Here is a 16,005-nt window from a genome sequence, read left to right on the forward strand (position 1 = left end):
CCAGTACGGAAAGCGCCACTACGGAACTGCTGGCGACCCTCCAGCTACTACCGGCAATCCGGACGATTTCCATGCCCGGAAGCCGCCGACGAGATCGGTGGCCCGGTGCAGCCCGAGCTCCTGGGCGTCGGCGGCGGCCAGGCTCGAGGCGTAGCCCTCGTTGCAGACGATCACCACCGGGGTCTCGGCCGTCAGGTCCGGTAGCCGGTGCTCGCCGTGCGGATCCAGCCGCCATTCCAGAACGATGCGTTCCACCACGACGGCATCGGGAATCTCGCCCTCGGCGAGGCGGTTGGCGTGCGGGCGGATGTCGACCACCAGCGCGCCCTCGCGTTGGAGTGCGGCCGCGCGCTCGGGATCGACCCGGTGCAGTCGGGCGCGGGCGCGGGCCAGCCTGTCCTCGATGCTCATCGCGGCACCTCCTGTTCTGCTACCGCGACTGTTCCACACCCGCGAAGTCGGTGAGTGCGCGGTATTCCCGCACCGGCCGCAGGGGCGGGGAATAGGCGTGCACCGTGACGGCCGGGCCGGTGCCGTTGTTGCCCAGCTGATGGGCGCGGCCCGGACCGAAGGCGACGGTGTCGCCGGTGTGCCAGTGCGCCGCGCGGACCGGGCCGCCGCTGTGCCGGTACTCCTCGTCGAGTTCGCCGAGGGTGACGGTGAACGCGCCGGACGCGCCGCCGTGATCGTGCGGTTCGGTGCCCTGACCGGGCGTCCACGACAGCAGCCACAGTTCGAGGCCCATCGTCAGGGCAAGGCGGGTCCACCAGCGCTGCTGGGTGTCGAAACGCACGATATCCCGCAGTTGGGTGGCGAATCGGGCTGCCACGGTGCTGGTGAGGTCGTGTAACTCGGCGGGGGTCCACAGTGTGCGTTCGGCTCGCACCGCCTCGTGCATCGACGGTAAGTCGATACCGGGATGAATATCCTTGGCGTGCTTGAGTTTCACAGGCAGTGACGTGGTCACCCAACCTCCCGTCGTCGAGCGGACAGCCCGGACGCGGCGGCGCGTCCGGTGAACCAGCCCCCGAATTATCCGCCCTCCCATCGCGATTGCCATCGGCCACGATCACCGTGAGTAAAAAGCCGGGACGGATCGTTTCGGGCCAAATCGATCAGAATTTTCTTTCGAATGATCAGAACTGATGTACGTTTGAACGATGGCTTATGGCGAGAGCAGGCAGGCGCAGATCGTGCGGGCGTTGCGTTCGGCGGAATCGGTGAGCGTGGCCGACCTGTCGCGGGCGCTGGGCGCCTCCGAGGTGACGATCCGGCGTGATCTGGCCGAACTCGAGCAGGCCGGGGTGCTGCGGCGGGTGCGTGGCGGGGCGGTCAGCGCCATGCTGCGCGGGGAGGGGCTGCCCTTCGCGATGCGCGAACTCGAGCGCGCGGAGGCCAAGGCGCGGATCGCCGCGGCGGCCGTGGCCCGGATATCCGACGGCGAATCGGTCGTACTCGACGGTGGCACAACGGGTTCCGCCGCCGCACGATATCTGGCCGAGCGTCGGCTGACGGTCGTACCGCTCGCCCTGTCCGAGTTCGGCGCGCTGGCCTCCGCGCCCGGTGTGTCGCTGCTGCTGCCCGGTGGGACCGTGTGCGCGGGTGAGTCCTCGCTGGTGGGCCCGATGACCGAGCAGAACCTCGCGCAACTGCGGCTGGACACCATGCTGCTGACCTGCTGCGGATTCGATCCGCGCCGCGGTGTCACCGCCTACGACCTGCAGGATGCGGCGGTCAAGCGGGCCGCGATGGCCGCCTCGGCGCGCACCATCGCGATGGTCGATTCGAGCAAGTTCGCCCGGACGGCGATGGCGGTGGTGTGCCCGACCGCGGCGGTGGACATGGTGATCACCGATGTCGACGCGCCCGATGACGTGGTCGCGGCGTTACGCGCGGACGGCATCGAGGTGCACTGTGTCTGAAGTACCCTGCCGCACGACACAGGGCCGGTCGGTTGCATCGAAACGACCTGGGCTGGCGACGATTTCGGTCGGGACGACGTTCTTCGCGCAGGCGGTCCTGTTCGCCTCGTGGACCGCGCACATCCCGGGCGTGGAAGCGGCGCTCGGCCTGAGCGACGGCACCCTGGGCACCGCGCTGCTGGGCCTGCCCATCGGCTCGGTCACCGCGATGGCGCTGTGCGGGTGGCTGTTGCCCCGGCTGGGCAGCCCGCGGTTGATCCGGATCTCCATCGCGGGTTACGCGATCGCGGGAATCGGTGTGGGCCTGGCAGATTCGCCGGTTCTGCTGTTCGTAGCGCTGTTCTTCTGGGGGCTGATGCAGGGCATGGTCGATGTGGCGATGAACACCCAGGCGGTCACCGTCGAGAAAGCGCTGGCCCGCCCGATCATGTCCCGGTTGCACGGCATGTGGAGTGTCGGCGGGTTCGCGGGCGGGCTGATCGGTTCGGGCGCGGTGGGGCTGGGCATCGGCCTGACCGCTCAGCTCGCGGTGCTCGGTGTGCTGGCGGTCGTGGCCGTGGAAGTGTTGTCGCGGTATCTGATTCGCGATACCGCGGACGCCCGGGCGTGGTCCGATGCCGCACCGCGCCGCAGACGGTGGTCGGCGCTGATCGTACTGCTCGGCGCGGTCGCGTTCGCCTCGATGCTGTGCGAGGGCGCGGCGGCGGACTGGTCCGCGGCCTACTTGCGCAACGAGCTCGGCGCCGGCGCCGCGACGGCGGGTCTGGGCTACGCCTCCTTCGCCCTGGCGATGGTGGCGATGCGGTTGAGCGGCACGGGATTACAGCGCCGATTCAGACCCACGGCATTGCTTCCGGCACTGGCCATGGTCTTCGCCTGCGGTATGGGCGTGGCGCTGATCCTGCGTCAGCCCGCCGTGGCCCTGCTCGGATTCGCCTGCATGGGAATCGGATTGGGACTCGTCGTACCGAGCGCGTTCAGCGCGGCGGGCCGGGCGGCCGCCGACGCCAACCCGGGCCCGTCGATCGCCGCCGTCGCGGCCCTGGGCTGGTGCGGATTCGTCTCGGGCCCACCGCTGATCGGCCATCTCGCCGATCTGGTCGGACTCGACACGGCCCTGTGGGTTCTGCCGTCCCTGGCCGTGGTCCTGGCTCTGGTCGTCCGTTTCGGCAGAGCCTTCACCGAACCCGCACTCCCGTAATGAGATTCGTTTCGTCAGGGATCACAACGCAGTCGGCATGCCGCCGGGTTGTGCGCCGTTGTATGGCTGCCGTGCGGACCGTGCTGGGCTTCGCGGCCCGCTCCGGCATGGCGTCGGCTGGGTTCGCGCGGATCGAATGCGGAGTGATGCTCAGTGGGATAACCCTGCGCACCGTGAGTCGGCTGTATGCAGGGCTGTGGTCCGCACAACCAGCCGACGGGAATCTCCGGGGAGGGCGCCCGTGCGACGGTAGGTCCGGGCGAGGCGCGGCTCTGCGGGCATGCGGATCAGGGACGGCGTGCGATCCAGATCGGGCGTTCGTCGCGGACGGTGAGGTCGGGGCGACTGGCGAGGCCTTCGGGGCCCGCAGTCAGCAGAGTGTCCAGCGCGGTTGCGTCTGGTGCTGACAATCGGTCGGCGAGGCCGGTGCGCATGCGTTGCAGGGTGCTGTGCGCGAGGCGGGCGGCGGCCTCGGGCAGTGGGGGAGTGAGCGAGATGAGGATGCGACGCTCGGTTTCGATCTCGAATCCGGCCTTGGTCAGCAGGGTCGTCCAGTCCGAGCCGAGATGCGGGACGTGGTCGGCGGTTTCGGCGGCCAGGGCCTCGTGGGCGCGATCCTCCAGATCGCCGAGTTCACCTGCGGTAGAGAGGAATCGGGGCATCGAGTTCAGTTCCGCGAGGGCCAGCAGGCCGCCGGGGCGGATCGTGGCGAACAGGTCGGTCAGCACGCGATCCGGATCGGCCGTGTGGTGCAGGGAATTCGCCGCCCAGGCCAGATCCACGGGTTCGAGTTCGGGCCATCCGGCGTCGAGATCGGCGCGCAGGGTGCGGATGCGGTCGGCGACGCCGCGGGCGCTCGCCTTGTCTCGCAGTCGCGTCAGCATGTGTTCGGAGATGTCGACGGCGGTCACCTCGGCGTCCGGAAAACGCCGCGTCAGGGCGAGTGCGCCGGTCCCGGTGCCGGTGCCCATGTCCAGGATGCGCCGGACGGGCCGGTCGTCGAGGTGATCGCGAATCAATGCCGTCACCTCGGGGAGGTATTCGGGTAGCGCCTGCGCGTCGAGGTCGAGCAGGTCGGCCAGGGCGGATTCGTCACCGTGGTCGTGGCCGCCGTGCTGGTGCTGGTGATCGTGGCTCATGGATTCGACGCTACGCACTGTTTGCTCAGAAGGCATACAATCTTGCCTATGACGCAAGACGGCGATCTGGACGGCGTGGTCCGCAAGCGGATCCGGGGCCTGCGCGTGGCGCGCGGCTGGTCGCTGGACGACCTGGCCACCCGCTGCTACCTGAGCCCGTCCACGCTCAGCCGCATCGAGACCGGTCACCGCCGCATCGCCCTGGATCAGCTCGCGCCCATCGCGCGGGCGCTGGGCACCACACTCGATCAGCTGGTGGAGTCGGTCAGCGACGAGGACGTCGTGATCCGGCCCGAACGCGATACCGTCCGCGGCGTCACCACCTGGCTGCTCACCCGCGATTCGGGCCCGAACGGCGTCACCGTGGCCAAGATGCGCCTGACCAAACCGGCCGGAGAGCAGCGCGTTCATCCGGGCCGGGACTGGTTCACCGTGCTGTCCGGCGCGGTGGAACTACGCCTGGGCGAGCGCCGCGTCCGCGTCGAGGCCGGTCAGGCCGCCGAATTCTCCTGCATGGTCCCGCACGCCTTCGGCGCCCTGGACGGCCCCGCCGAAATCCTGTGCATCCTGGACAACGAGGGCCAGCGCACCCATCTGCACTCGTCCTGAGCGGCAGGTGTCATGCGGTGCGCAACGCCACAGTGACGTTGTCGGCGACCGCGGTGGGCAGGTAGTCGTCGCTGTTGCGCAGTACCTCGAGCAATTCCGGGCTGCGGTCGGAATTGTCGACGATGATCAGCGCGCCGGGGGACAGGTTCGGCTCCACCAGTTCGAGGATCTCGACGTACATCTCCTTGGCGCCGTCCAGGAACAGGATGTCGATCTCCTCGGGGAGGTCGCGGGCGAGGGTTTCGCGAGCGTCCCCGTCGCGAATCTCCACCAGATCACCGAGACCGGCGGACTGCAGGGTGGCGCGGGCCGCTTCGGCCTTGGTCGGCTCGTATTCGGTGCCGATCACCCGCCCGCCGCCGTTGTCGCGCAGGCCCGCGGCCAGGCACAGCGTCGAGACTCCGAACGAGGTGCCGAATTCGACGATCGTCCGGGCGCGGCGAGTGCGGGTGAGGATGTACAGCAGTTTGCTGGTATCGGGCCGCACCGCCATGTACAGATCCTTTGCGGCGGCGAAGAATTCACGGGAACCGCCCTCAGGCCGCTCGGTGGGCGGCAGGGAGTCCATGCGGGCCCGGAACTCCTGGTGGCTGCGCTCGGCGTTCGCGTACAACTGGGCCAGCACCTCGGCGGCCGGGGAGCTGGTGAGGGTGGTTGCCATGGGGAAATCTTTCGTCCGGCGAATTGTTGGCATAATCATTGACAATCGAATGTCACCCTATCGCCAGGATGTGTCAGTGTCGCAGAGCAGTGAACTCGAACGTGGAACCCACGGCAAGGCCATTGCGGTGGAACGACTTCGGCATGCCATCGTGCAGGGGGAGGTGGCTCCCGGACAGCGACTCGTCGAATCCGAGCTGGTCGAGCAGTTCGAGGTCACCCGCGGCAGCGTGCGCGCCGCTATCGACGAACTGGTGGCCGAGGGGCTGATCGAGCGGATCCACAATCGCGGCGCGCGGGTGCGCTCGGTGTCGCACGAGCAGGCGGTGGAGATCCTCGAATGCCGCAAGGTGCTCGAGGGGTTGATCGCGGCCAAGGCCGCCACGCGCATCACCCCGGCCGATGCCGATCGGCTGCGGGAGTACTCCACGCGGCTGTCGGCCGCGGTGCGGGAGGGCGAACTGATGAAGTACTCCGCGCTGAATCACGAGATGCATGCCGTGCTGAGGGAAATCGCCGGTCAGGAGACCGCGGCGGATCTGATCGGCCGACTCAACGCGCAGATCGTGCGGCATCAGTTCCAGCTGTCGCTGCGTCCCGGCCGTCCGCAGGTTTCGCTCGGCGAGCACTTGGCGATCGTGGACGCGGTCGTGGCGGGCGATCCGGACGCCGCGGAACAGGCCATGCGTGACCACCTCGACAGCGTGATCAGCGCGCTCGGCCGGAACGCCTGACCTTCCCTCGAATACGCTTCCACCTGCTCCGACCTCTTCGTTAACAGGATTGTTGACATTTATGTCGGCAATGCCTACGGTCGAATTGGAACGTGTCGTGCGGCACGCTCGCGCTCGGCCCGCTGGGGCGAGCGACCGCGGAGCAAGTGAGGTGAGTCGATGCCCGAGGACGCGTCTGTCGTTGGCGAGTCCGCGCCGCTGCGGGTGGCGGTACTCGGATTCGGCGAGGCGGGCACGGAATTCGCCCGTGACCTGGCCACGCTGGGTGCGGATGTGCGCGGGTTCGATCCGAAAGCGCCTGCGCCGCAGGGTGTCCTGGAGTGCACGAGCGATGCGGATGCCGTTCGCGGCGCCGAGCTGGTATTCGGTCTGACCACCGCGCACGAGGCCGAATCCGCCCTGCGGCAGGCTCTTTCGGGCCTTACGCCCGGCGCGGTGTGGGCCGAGGCGAATACCGGTACCCCCGCTGCCAAGGTGCGGCTGGCGGAGCTGGCCGCCGAGGCCGGGGTGGACCTGGTCGACGTGGCCATCATGGCTCCCGTGCCCGGTCGCGGGATTCGCACGCCGATGCAGGTATCCGGTTCGGCCGCACCGGGTTTCGTGGACCTCATGGCCGGGATCGGTGTTCCGGTCGAGCTCGTTCCCGGACCGGTCGGAGTGGCCAGTTCGCGCAAATTGCTGCGCAGCGTCGTGTACAAGGGGCTGGCCGCGGCGGTCGTGGAAGGGCTGGCCGGTGCGGAGGCGGCGGGATGCGCGGACTGGTTCCGCGATCACATCGCCGGGGAATTCCGCTCCTTCGACGAGGACACCCTGGACCGCCTGATCAGCGGCACCTATGCCCACGCCGCCCGCCGCGCCGACGAGATGACGGCGGCGGCCGGGCAGTTGACCGAGCTCGGCGTTACCCCCCGTATCGCCACGGCCGCACGAGATGCTTTGCAGGACATCGCCTTCGGAGACGAAGGCGCGAGTCGCGATTCGAGAGGACAGTGATGGAGAACGTCGTGGTGACCGGGTGCCCGCGGGCCTCGATCGAGGATGCCGCCGCACTCGGCGAGTACGGTACCGCCACCGTCCACGAGGCACAGGGGCGCACCGGCTTCCTCGGTCCGCGGCTGCGTCCGGCGTGGCCCGGTGCGCGGATCGGCGGTACCGCGGTCACCGTCCTGTGCTGGCCCGGTGACAATCTGATGATCCACGTCGCGGTGGAGCAGTGCCGCGCGGGTGACGTGCTGGTGGTGGCGACCAATTCGCCGTCCAGCGACGGGCTTTTCGGCGAACTGTTCGCCACCGCGCTGGCGCGCCGGGGCGTGCGGGGCGTGATTCTGGCCTGCGGTGTGCGCGATGTCGCGGATCTGCGTGAGATGGGCTTCCCGGCCTGGTCCACGGCGGTCAGCGCGCAGGGCACGGTCAAGGCCACCGCGGGCGCGATCAACGTGCCGGTCGTCATCGAGGGTCAGGTGATTCATCCCGGCGATGTGATCGTCGCGGACGATGACGGCGTGGTTCGCGTGCCACGCGCGAAAGTGCCGGAGGCGCTGGAGCTCTCGGCCGCGCGCGTCGCCAAGGAGGAGGCGGCGCGGCAGGCGTTCCGCGAGGGTGAACTGGGCCTGGACCGGTACGGTCTGCGCGATCGGCTCGCCGAGTTCGGCATCGAGTACGTGTCCTACGAGGACTACCAGGGCGCCCGGGAGCGATCGTGACCAGGCGCCCGGATCCGCTCGGCGAGACGGCCGCCGATGAGGGGACGGCCGTCCCGCCGAGCGTCGACCGGGACGGCATCGACTGCGTGTGGATGCGCGGCGGCACCTCCAAGGGAGCGTTCTTCCTGGCCGCGGATCTGCCCGGCGACCCGGCCGAGCGCGACGATCTGCTGCTGCGGATCATGGGTACGCCGGATCCGCGCCAGATCGACGGAATCGGCGGCGCGACCTCGCTGACCAGCAAGGTCGCGGTGGTGTCGCCGTCCGAGCGGCCCGGCGTCGACGTGGACTACCTGTTCCTGCAACTCGGCGTCGAACAGCCCACGGTCTCCGATCGGCAGAACTGCGGCAACATCCTGGCCGGGGTGGGGCAGTTCGCCGCCGAATCCGGACTGGTCCCGGCATCGGGCGAAACCTGTTCCGTGCGAATATATCTGGTCAATTCCGGTGGCACGGCCACGGCCACGTTCCCGGTTCGCGACGGTCGTCCGGTGTACGACGGCGACACCCGCATCGACGGCGTGCCCGGGGGCGCCGCACCGGTGACGCTGGCCTTCGAGGACACCGCCGGCTCGGCCACCTCCGGACTGTTCCCCACCGGAAGTGTGCGCGATACCGTCGAGGGCATCGAGGTCACCTGCGTCGACAACGGCATGCCGGTCGTGGTCGCCGAGGCCGCGAGCCTCGGGCTCACCGGCTACGAATCGCCCGACGAACTGGCCGCCGATACCGCGCTGACCGACCGCGTCGATCGGTTGCGCCGCGCGGCCGCGGAGCTGATGGGTCTGGGCGACGTCGCGGAATCCTCTGTGCCCAAGACGATTCTGCTCGCACCGGCCCGTGACGGCGGCCGGGTGTGCACCCGCTCGTTCATCCCGGTGCGCCCGCACACCTCGCTCGGGGTTTTCGCGGCGATCAGCGCGGTGACCGCGATGACCACGCCCGGTGCGGTCGGTCACGACCTCACCGCGGCCTGGCCCGCGGATCTGCGCCGGGTGGATGTGGAACATCCGTCCGGGCATCTGCTGGTCGACATCGACCTGGATCACACCGTGCATCCGCCCCTCGTGCGCAGCGCCGGTGTGGTCCGCACCGCCCGGAAACTGTTCGCGGGCAAGGTTTTTCCCCGCGCCTGAGGCGCGCCCCGTTTGTCGAGGAGGACAACACGATGGCCCCCGGTCATGACATCGCGCATCTGGCGCACGTACAGCTGCTGACACCGACGCTCGAGCGCAGCGTCGAATTCTTCACCGATTTCCTCGGACTGCACGTCGTCGGCGAGGGCAAGGACGAGGTGTACCTGCACGCCTGGGACGACTATCAGCACCACAGCCTCACCCTGCGCGCGCACCGGCACGGCGGCATCGCCCGCACCCATCTGCGGGCGACGAGTCCCGAGGCGCTGACCCGGCGGGTCGCCGCGCTGGAGGCGGCCGGACGCGGAATCGGCTGGACCGACGGTGAACCCGGTTTCGGGCCGACCTACCGTTTCACCGATCCCGACGGCCATGAATTCGGTCTCTACTACGAGGCGGAATGGTACGAGGCCGGTGACGAGGACCGTCCGTCGCTGAAGAATCAGGCCAGTGCCTATCCCAGCGGCGGCGTCCCGGCGCGCAGGCTCGATCACGTCAACTTCCTGGGCCGCACTCCGGTGGACAACCGCGACTTCCTCGAGCAGACCCTCGGCGCGATGACGACCGAGCAGATCGTGCTGAACGACGGCACGGTCGCGGGCACCTGGACGACGTTCACCAACAAGAGCTACGACCTGGTCTACACCCGCGATAACCTGGGCCTGTCGGGGCGGTTGCACCACATCGCCTTCGCCGCCGACAGCCGCGCGGACATCCTGCGCGCCTGCGATGTCGCGCTGGATCAGGGCGTGTTCATCGAAACCGGCCCGCACAAGCACGCCATTCAGCAGACGTTCTTCCTCTACGTCTACGAACCGGGCGGCAATCGCATCGAATTGTGCAATGCCGGTGCGCGTTTGATTCTGGCTCCGGACTGGAAGCGGGTGGACTGGACCGAGGCCGAACGAGCCAAGGGACAGGCGTGGGGACTCAAGACGATCGAGTCCTTCCACACCCACGGGACGCCGACCGCCGAGGATCTCGCGCAGTCGCAGGACTGAGCCGGCCGCCCCTGTCGTCCGGTCGGCTCGCCGTGTGGCCGACCGGACGAATTAAATGTTAACAATTTTGCTCGAAATACTGTTGATGATATTGCTGCGGATGTAGCGTGCATCACTGGATATAGCTCTACGGACGAAAGGGACACAGGTGTCCTCGCTCGAATCCGGTGGTGTCACGACCACCACCTCCCGGCGGTTGTGGCTTCAGGTCACCGCGGTCTGCTGGTTCCTCGTCCTGCTCGACGGACTCGATCTGTTCGTATACGGCGCGACTCTGCCTGGGGTGTTCAAGGACAAGGCATTCGGGCTGAGCCCGGCCGTGGCCGGGGACATCGGCAGCTTCAACACCTTCGGCATGCTGCTGGGCGCACTGGGCGCCGGGGTGATCACCGATCGGCTCGGGCGCCGCAAGATCATCCTGGGCGGAGTGCTGGTGTTCACGCTGTCCGCGGCCGTCTGCGGTATGGCGCCCGATGTCGCGACCTTCGGCGCCGCGCGGTTCACCGCGGGTATCGGCCTGGGCGTACTGCTGCCGACCGCGATCACGATGGTCATGGAGTATGCCCCGGCCGCGCGCAAGAACATCGCGGTGACCTTCCTGATGACCGCCCATCAGGCCGGTGGCGTGGTCGCCGGAGCCTTGGCGATGAACATCGTCGAATCGCTGGGCTGGCGATCGGTGTACTGGCTCGGCGCGGCGCCGATCGTCATCGCGGTGCCCGCGATCATCTTCCTGCTGCCCGAATCGCTGACCTATCTGCTGGCCTCGGGCCGCACCGAGCGGGCACAGCGGGTCGCGGACCGGTTCGGCGTCTCGCTCGCGGCCTACGCACCCGAGCGCGATGCGGAGCAGCGGCGCGGCAAGCTCTCCGAATTGTTCACTCCCGCACTGCGTTCGGTGACGCTGCTGTTCTGGATCGCCTCGTTCGGCGGACTGCTGCTCGTCTACGGCGTGAACACCTGGCTGCCCACGATGATGCGCTCGCACGGTTACAACCTCGGCTCGGCGATCAGCTTCCTGGTCGTGATCAACTTCGGCGGCATCGTCGGGCTGCTGGTCGCCGGGCGGCTCGCCGACCGGTTCGGTCCGCGGCGGGTCACCATCATCTGGTTCACGGCCACCATGATCGGGATCGGGCTGCTCGCGGTGCACATGCCGCTGGGGTTGACCTACGTCGACGTCTTCCTGACCGGCGGATTCCTGTTCAGCGCGCAGACGCTGATCTACGCCTCGGTCGGCACCTACTATCTGCCGAGCATCCGGGCGACCTCGCTGGGCTGGGTTTCGGGCATCGGCCGGTTCGGTGCGGTGTTCGGGCCCTGGTTGGGTGGCGTTCTGGTCGCGCACGAGCTGTCGAACTGGGGCTTCACGGTCTTCGCGGTGGCGGCGCTGATCTCGGCGGTGATGGTGGCCTTGGTGCGAGCCCGGCCGGTGTCCGATCCGGCCGGGAGTGGAGCGCCGGTAGTCGCCGCCGGTTAGCGCGGGTGACCAGCGCTGATCTCGCGATGCGAGTGCTGTAGCGGCAGGGGATCCGGTATGCCCAGCGATGCGCGTCGTACGGTCGTCCGGGTCCGGTGCGACCACGCAAGGGGTCGAGGGTCCGCATCGTGATGGTGTGGGTGCCGGGAGTGACTCGGGATTCGGATTTGCCGCTGCGACATGGTATGTGAGGGAAGTCACGGAGGTCGGGAGCGTTCTGCCCGTAACGGGAGGCTGCTCCTACGTGATGCACAGGTTCGGTCCATAGCGTCGGGTGTCGAAGATCGTGAACGGCAATCCGGCACTCGAAGGAGATCGACATGGGCCACGCCGCACCGACTACCCCGCGCCAGTTCCGCACCGCCGTGGTGCCCGCGGCCGGATTGGGCACCCGGTTCCTGCCCGCCACCAAATCCGTTCCCAAGGAACTGATTCCGGTGGTGGACACATCCGGCATCGAGCTGGTGGCCGAGGAGGCCGCGCAGGCCGGCGCCGACCGGATGGTGATCGTCACCTCGCCCGGAAAGAGTTCCGTCGCAAAGCATTTCACCGAGGACCGGGAGCTGGAGAACACGCTCGCCCAGCGCGGCAAGTTCGGCCTGCTCGAGCGGGTGCGCCGCGCACCCAAACTGCTCGAGGTGGACACGGTTCTGCAGCAGCGTCCGCTGGGACTGGGACATGCTGTGCTGCAAGCGGAATCGGTGCTGGCCCCCGACGAGAACGCGGTCGCGGTGCTGCTGCCCGACGATCTGGTGCGTCCGCCCGCCGGGACCGCCGCGTCCGAGCAGGACGGCGTGCTGGAGACCATGGCCGCCGTGCGCCGCCGCTGGGGCGGCAGCGTGCTGTGCGCGTTCGAGGTGCCTCGCGAGCAGGTCAGCGCGTACGGCGTCTTCGATGTCGCGGCGGCCCCCGACGCGCATGCTCCGGATGTGTTGCGGGTCGAAGCCATGGTCGAGAAGCCCGCCATCGAGGACGCCCCCTCGACCCTCGCCGCCGCAGGACGCTACCTGCTCGATCGGGCCATCTTCGACGCCCTGCGCCGCATCGAACCCGGTGCGGGCGGGGAGTACCAGCTCACCGACGCCATCGCCCTGCTCATCGCCGAGGGGCATCCGGTCCACGTCGTCGTGCACCGCGGCGTCCGCCACGACATCGGCAATCCGGGCGGATACCTCCGTGCCGCAGTCGATTTCGCCCTCGAACGCGAGGAATACGCAGCGCCCCTGCGGGATTGGCTAGTGCAGCGTCTCGCGGCGTGAGTCCACCTGCGAGCGGTCCAACGGAACAGCGCGGTTCGCACACGACGAAGCCGAGCGCGTCATGAGCGACCGACGCAGCCGAATACGTTGGGAAGCAAACGCATCCGCTCGAGCGAGCGGATGCGTTCGCGCCGCTCGCGTGACTACTTCGTCGCGGTCATATACGCGGCGACGTCGTGCATGCCGCCCAGGTCGCCGGGCAGTTCGGGGGCCGGGCGGTCGTAGCGCGCGGACAGTTCGGTGACATTCGCCGAATCCACCCGCCAGCCGCGGTCGGTCAGCCACTGGATCGGATCGGTTCGCTCGTCGTCGTAGAACAGCGCGGTGACGTCGATGTCGCCGAACGGGCTGGTGCTCATCTCCTGCTTGGCCGCCGCGGAGATGCGGGCGATATCGGGCCGGCCGGAGAAGCCCTCCACCGCCAGGTGACTGCCGGGGGCCGAGAGCGTATGGATCCGCTCGAACAGCGCGTCCTGAGCCGCGGACGGCAGATAGGGCAGCAAACCCTCGGCCGACCAGGCGGTCGGCCGGTCGGCGTCGAAACCGGCGGCGGACAGTGCGGCAGGCCAGTCGTTGCGCAGATCGACCGGAACGGTGCGCAGCACGGCCCGGGGCACCACCTCGTTGTCCGACAGCACCTGATGCTTGAACTCCAGCACCTTGGGCTGGTCGATCTCGAAGACGGTCGTGCCCACGGGCCAGTCGAGCCGGTAGCCGCGTGCGTCGAGCCCGGACGCGAGGATCACCGCCTGCCGCACGCCCGATGCCGCGGCGGCGAGGAAGAACTCGTCGAAGAACTTCGTCCGCACCCCGGTCATGCGGGCCACGGGCAGGAATTCCGCCTCACCGGGCGTGGCGAGCGCCTGTAGCGAACGCGGTTCGCCCGCGGCCTCGATGAACAGCGGGGCGCAGTCGTCGTGGATCAGAGCGTCGGGCTGGGCGGTCTCGACCGCCCGAAATGTCGCGACCCCCAGGGCGGTGATGCCGACACTACTGATGATGTCCCAGGTATCTCCATCGGTTCGCACTACTAGTCTCCTCAATCTTACTGGCGCACTGAAATACTCAGGCGTGCGACAACCGGTCGGTACTTGCTCCGCGAGCCAGCGTAGGCGCAAAAATGATCATCGTGTTGGCCACACTCGTCGATCCGGGTGGACGCACCCGTGACCCGAGCGCCGTTCGTGCTGGTCCGGCGCGGTCCGTGCAATGCCGAGATCAGCAGAACCGAATTCGCTCCGAGAGGTGGTCACACCTCGGCGGTGAATGTGATCCGGTCGTATCGCACATCACCGCCCCGGTGAACCGCCGACCTGCCGGAAAGCGTTGGTAAGCAAGCACTTCGAGAAGCGAACCGGCTACACTCCGGGACACTGATCCGTGTGGCCGTGTGGCCGTGTGGCCGTGGGCGGCTTCTTACCGCAAGCCCGAAAAGTCGCGCAGCACAACGTGGTTACGGTCGGCGCAGCTGCCCAGGGAGTGATCGGGGTGCAGGCCGAAATACTGTCGGCGGGTTCGGGTGCTCCAGCGCAGTGCGGGCTCGGCGCGGGTCTTGTAGAAGTTCACCATGTAGCCGCCGGAGTAGATACGCAGCAGCAGATAGCCGCCGGGATATTCCTTGACCGCGGCGCCCTCGAGGAATTCGACGTCCACGGGGGAGTCCGGGCGGCCCACCCGATTGCGGTGGGTGTGGCCGGTGTGATGCAGGAACACGCCCGGCGCGGCGCGGTACAGCGAGTGCAGTGTGGCGGCCGAGGCGCGGTCGAGCACGAAGCCCGGTCCGGCCGGATTGCTCACCGCCGCGGAGGAAGTCACCGGATGATGGCCGAACATCAGGGTCGGCCGGTCCGGATCGGTTGCCAGCACCTCGCGCAGATTGCTCAACTGCGGCGCGGTGAGCGTGCCGCCGGAACCGCGCGGACGGGTCGTGTCCAGCGCGATGATGCGCAGCCCGTCGACGTCCGAGACGTCCACTCGGCCCCGCGCATGGAATACCGAACCCCAGGGATCGCCGTCGCGGCAGACGTCGTGGTTACCCCGGCAGACGAAGTAGTCGCGGCCCGCCGCACCCCAGGCATCCAGTCGCGCCCGCACCGCCGCCGACTGCTCGAACGTGCCAGAGTCGGTCATGTCACCGGCCACTATGAGGTGATCGATGCCTCGATCGGGCGCGCGCAGGTCGGTCAGCAGCGCGTCGAGCATGATCTCGGGATGGTTGTCGGTGTCGTGCCGCAGACCGTTCGGGAATCCGGCCACGATCAGGCCGCTGGTGCTCTCGCCGTAGTGCACGTCGTTGGCGAGCGCGATGGTGCGCAGCAGCGGACCCGGCGGCGGCGTCAGCGTGGTGAAAATGCCTGTGGTTTCCGGTGATCCGGCCCGGCGGGTCACCAGGGTCCGCGCCGGGCCGGCGCGGTGACCGCCGGAATACGCCTCGAATCGGTAGGCGCGGCCCGGCTCGAGTCCCTCGATCTGCGCGTAGTGGTACGCGGTGGGCCGGGAGTCGAGGCTGTATCGCCGGGGCGGATGCGAGGCGTCCGCGGGCGCGATGCGAACCTCGGTGTCCGCCGGCGCCGGATGCAGCCGCCCGGCGTGGTCGCGGGCCCGGGTCGTCCAGGTCAGGATCGCCGACCGGTCGGTGACGGTCACCACCTCGAGATCCGAGACGACCAGCGAATCCTGTTGCACCCGAATACGATCCGCGCGATGTACGGTGAATGTCGTCCGGCTGCGGAAGGGGGTTCCCACCGTGACGGCGGCCGCTCCCGTTGCGGCATTGGCGACCCAGGTCGCTCGCAGACGTGCGTTCAGCATGGCATCCTCCGCCCGGGTACGGCCCGATGATTCGACGGTAGAACCACCGGTTGAACGGTCCGGAGCCCGCACATGACCATTCGGCCGCCTGTGCTGAATATTTCGGTGCCGTCGGATGACGCCGGGATGTTGTCAGCCTGCCGACCTGCGGTTTCCCGAGCTGTGAGCTCTAGCATACCTGGCCGCGCAGGGCTGAGTGAGATATCGGACAGTGCCCCTGAGCTCGGCGTTTGCCGGGGAGACCCGCCCCTGGACTTGACATTGCCTGGTTGCGGAGCTGAGATAGTTGGCGTATGAAACTAATTGCGTAATACATGTATCGCTGGGGTGTGCCCGGCAGTGGACCGCCG

General features: G+C 68.4%; 16 protein-coding genes. 10 read left to right on the forward strand and 6 right to left on the reverse strand.

Going from position 1 to position 16,005, the window contains the following annotated elements:
• Nucleotides 1–18: 18 nt before the first annotated feature.
• Nucleotides 19–411 carry a rhodanese-like domain-containing protein gene (locus tag NM2_RS27085; protein WP_067674248.1) on the reverse strand — a complete coding sequence of 131 codons (393 nt, stop codon included), beginning with the start codon at nt 409–411 and terminating at the stop codon, nt 19–21.
• A 19-nt stretch (nt 412–430) separates the two neighbouring features.
• Nucleotides 431–967, reverse strand: a complete 537-nt coding sequence (locus NM2_RS27090; RefSeq protein WP_067674250.1) for a cysteine dioxygenase — start codon at nt 965–967, stop codon at nt 431–433.
• Nucleotides 968–1,160: 193 nt separating this feature from the next.
• Here NM2_RS27090 and NM2_RS27095 point away from each other — a divergent pair, with 193 nt between their 5' ends.
• A complete protein-coding gene (locus tag NM2_RS27095; RefSeq protein ID WP_067674252.1) occupies nt 1,161–1,922 on the forward strand; it encodes a DeoR/GlpR family DNA-binding transcription regulator in 762 nt (253 codons plus the stop codon).
• The gene (locus NM2_RS27100; RefSeq protein ID WP_245718240.1) at nt 1,915–3,123 is read left to right on the forward strand and encodes an MFS transporter; all 1,209 of its coding nucleotides are present in this window, start codon (nt 1,915–1,917) and stop codon (nt 3,121–3,123) included. Before NM2_RS27095 ends, NM2_RS27100 begins: the two co-directional genes overlap by 8 nt.
• Before the next feature lie 287 nt (nt 3,124–3,410).
• Here NM2_RS27100 and NM2_RS27105 read toward each other — a convergent pair whose 3' ends face one another.
• A complete protein-coding gene (locus tag NM2_RS27105; protein ID WP_067674254.1) occupies nt 3,411–4,262 on the reverse strand; it encodes a class I SAM-dependent methyltransferase in 852 nt (283 codons plus the stop codon).
• A gap of 48 nt (nt 4,263–4,310) precedes the next feature.
• Here NM2_RS27105 and NM2_RS27110 point away from each other — a divergent pair, with 48 nt between their 5' ends.
• Nucleotides 4,311–4,871, forward strand: coding sequence for a helix-turn-helix domain-containing protein (locus NM2_RS27110; RefSeq protein WP_067674379.1), 561 nt, complete (start codon nt 4,311–4,313; stop codon nt 4,869–4,871).
• 10 nt (nt 4,872–4,881) lie between these two features.
• Here the strand turns inward: NM2_RS27110 and NM2_RS27115 are convergent, their stop codons facing one another.
• Entirely contained in the window at nt 4,882–5,532 is a 651-nt protein-coding gene (locus tag NM2_RS27115; RefSeq protein WP_067674256.1) for an O-methyltransferase, read from the reverse strand.
• Nucleotides 5,533–5,608: 76 nt separating this feature from the next.
• Here NM2_RS27115 and NM2_RS27120 point away from each other — a divergent pair, with 76 nt between their 5' ends.
• The 7 genes from NM2_RS27120 to NM2_RS27150 all read left to right on the forward strand — a co-directional run bounded on the left by NM2_RS27120 (nt 5,609) and on the right by NM2_RS27150 (nt 12,844).
• Nucleotides 5,609–6,265 (forward strand): GntR family transcriptional regulator, encoded by a 657-nt coding sequence (locus tag NM2_RS27120; protein WP_067674381.1) that lies wholly within the window; start codon nt 5,609–5,611, stop codon nt 6,263–6,265.
• Nucleotides 6,266–6,424: 159 nt separating this feature from the next.
• Nucleotides 6,425–7,258: an NAD(P)-dependent oxidoreductase gene (locus NM2_RS27125; RefSeq protein ID WP_067674258.1), complete on the forward strand. Its 834-nt coding sequence runs from the start codon at nt 6,425–6,427 to the stop codon at nt 7,256–7,258.
• Entirely contained in the window at nt 7,258–7,968 is a 711-nt protein-coding gene (locus NM2_RS27130) for a 4-carboxy-4-hydroxy-2-oxoadipate aldolase/oxaloacetate decarboxylase (protein ID WP_067674260.1), read from the forward strand. Before NM2_RS27125 ends, NM2_RS27130 begins: the two co-directional genes overlap by 1 nt.
• Nucleotides 7,965–9,104: a 4-oxalomesaconate tautomerase gene (locus NM2_RS27135; RefSeq protein ID WP_245718241.1), complete on the forward strand. Its 1,140-nt coding sequence runs from the start codon at nt 7,965–7,967 to the stop codon at nt 9,102–9,104. The genes NM2_RS27130 and NM2_RS27135 overlap by 4 nt, the downstream gene beginning before the upstream one ends.
• 32 nt (nt 9,105–9,136) lie before the next feature.
• Complete coding sequence (locus NM2_RS27140) at nt 9,137–10,105, forward strand: VOC family protein (RefSeq protein ID WP_067674262.1); 969 nt, start codon at nt 9,137–9,139, stop codon at nt 10,103–10,105.
• 148 nt (nt 10,106–10,253) lie between these two features.
• Nucleotides 10,254–11,585, forward strand: coding sequence for an MFS transporter (locus NM2_RS27145; protein ID WP_067674265.1), 1,332 nt, complete (start codon nt 10,254–10,256; stop codon nt 11,583–11,585).
• 320 nt (nt 11,586–11,905) lie between these two features.
• Entirely contained in the window at nt 11,906–12,844 is a 939-nt protein-coding gene (locus NM2_RS27150) for a UTP--glucose-1-phosphate uridylyltransferase (protein ID WP_067674267.1), read from the forward strand.
• A 143-nt stretch (nt 12,845–12,987) separates the two neighbouring features.
• Here NM2_RS27150 and NM2_RS27155 read toward each other — a convergent pair whose 3' ends face one another.
• Together NM2_RS27155 and NM2_RS27160 are read right to left on the reverse strand one after the other, a co-directional pair.
• Nucleotides 12,988–13,872: a class I SAM-dependent methyltransferase gene (locus NM2_RS27155; RefSeq protein ID WP_067674269.1), complete on the reverse strand. Its 885-nt coding sequence runs from the start codon at nt 13,870–13,872 to the stop codon at nt 12,988–12,990.
• 388 nt (nt 13,873–14,260) lie between these two features.
• On the reverse strand, nt 14,261–15,655 hold the full coding sequence (locus NM2_RS27160; RefSeq protein WP_067674271.1) for a metallophosphoesterase: 1,395 nt from the start codon (nt 15,653–15,655) through the stop codon (nt 14,261–14,263).
• Nucleotides 15,656–16,005 lie beyond the last annotated feature (350 nt).

This window comes from Nocardia miyunensis NBRC 108239, from assembly GCF_001613065.1.
GTDB lineage: Bacteria > Actinomycetota > Actinomycetes > Mycobacteriales > Mycobacteriaceae > Nocardia > Nocardia miyunensis.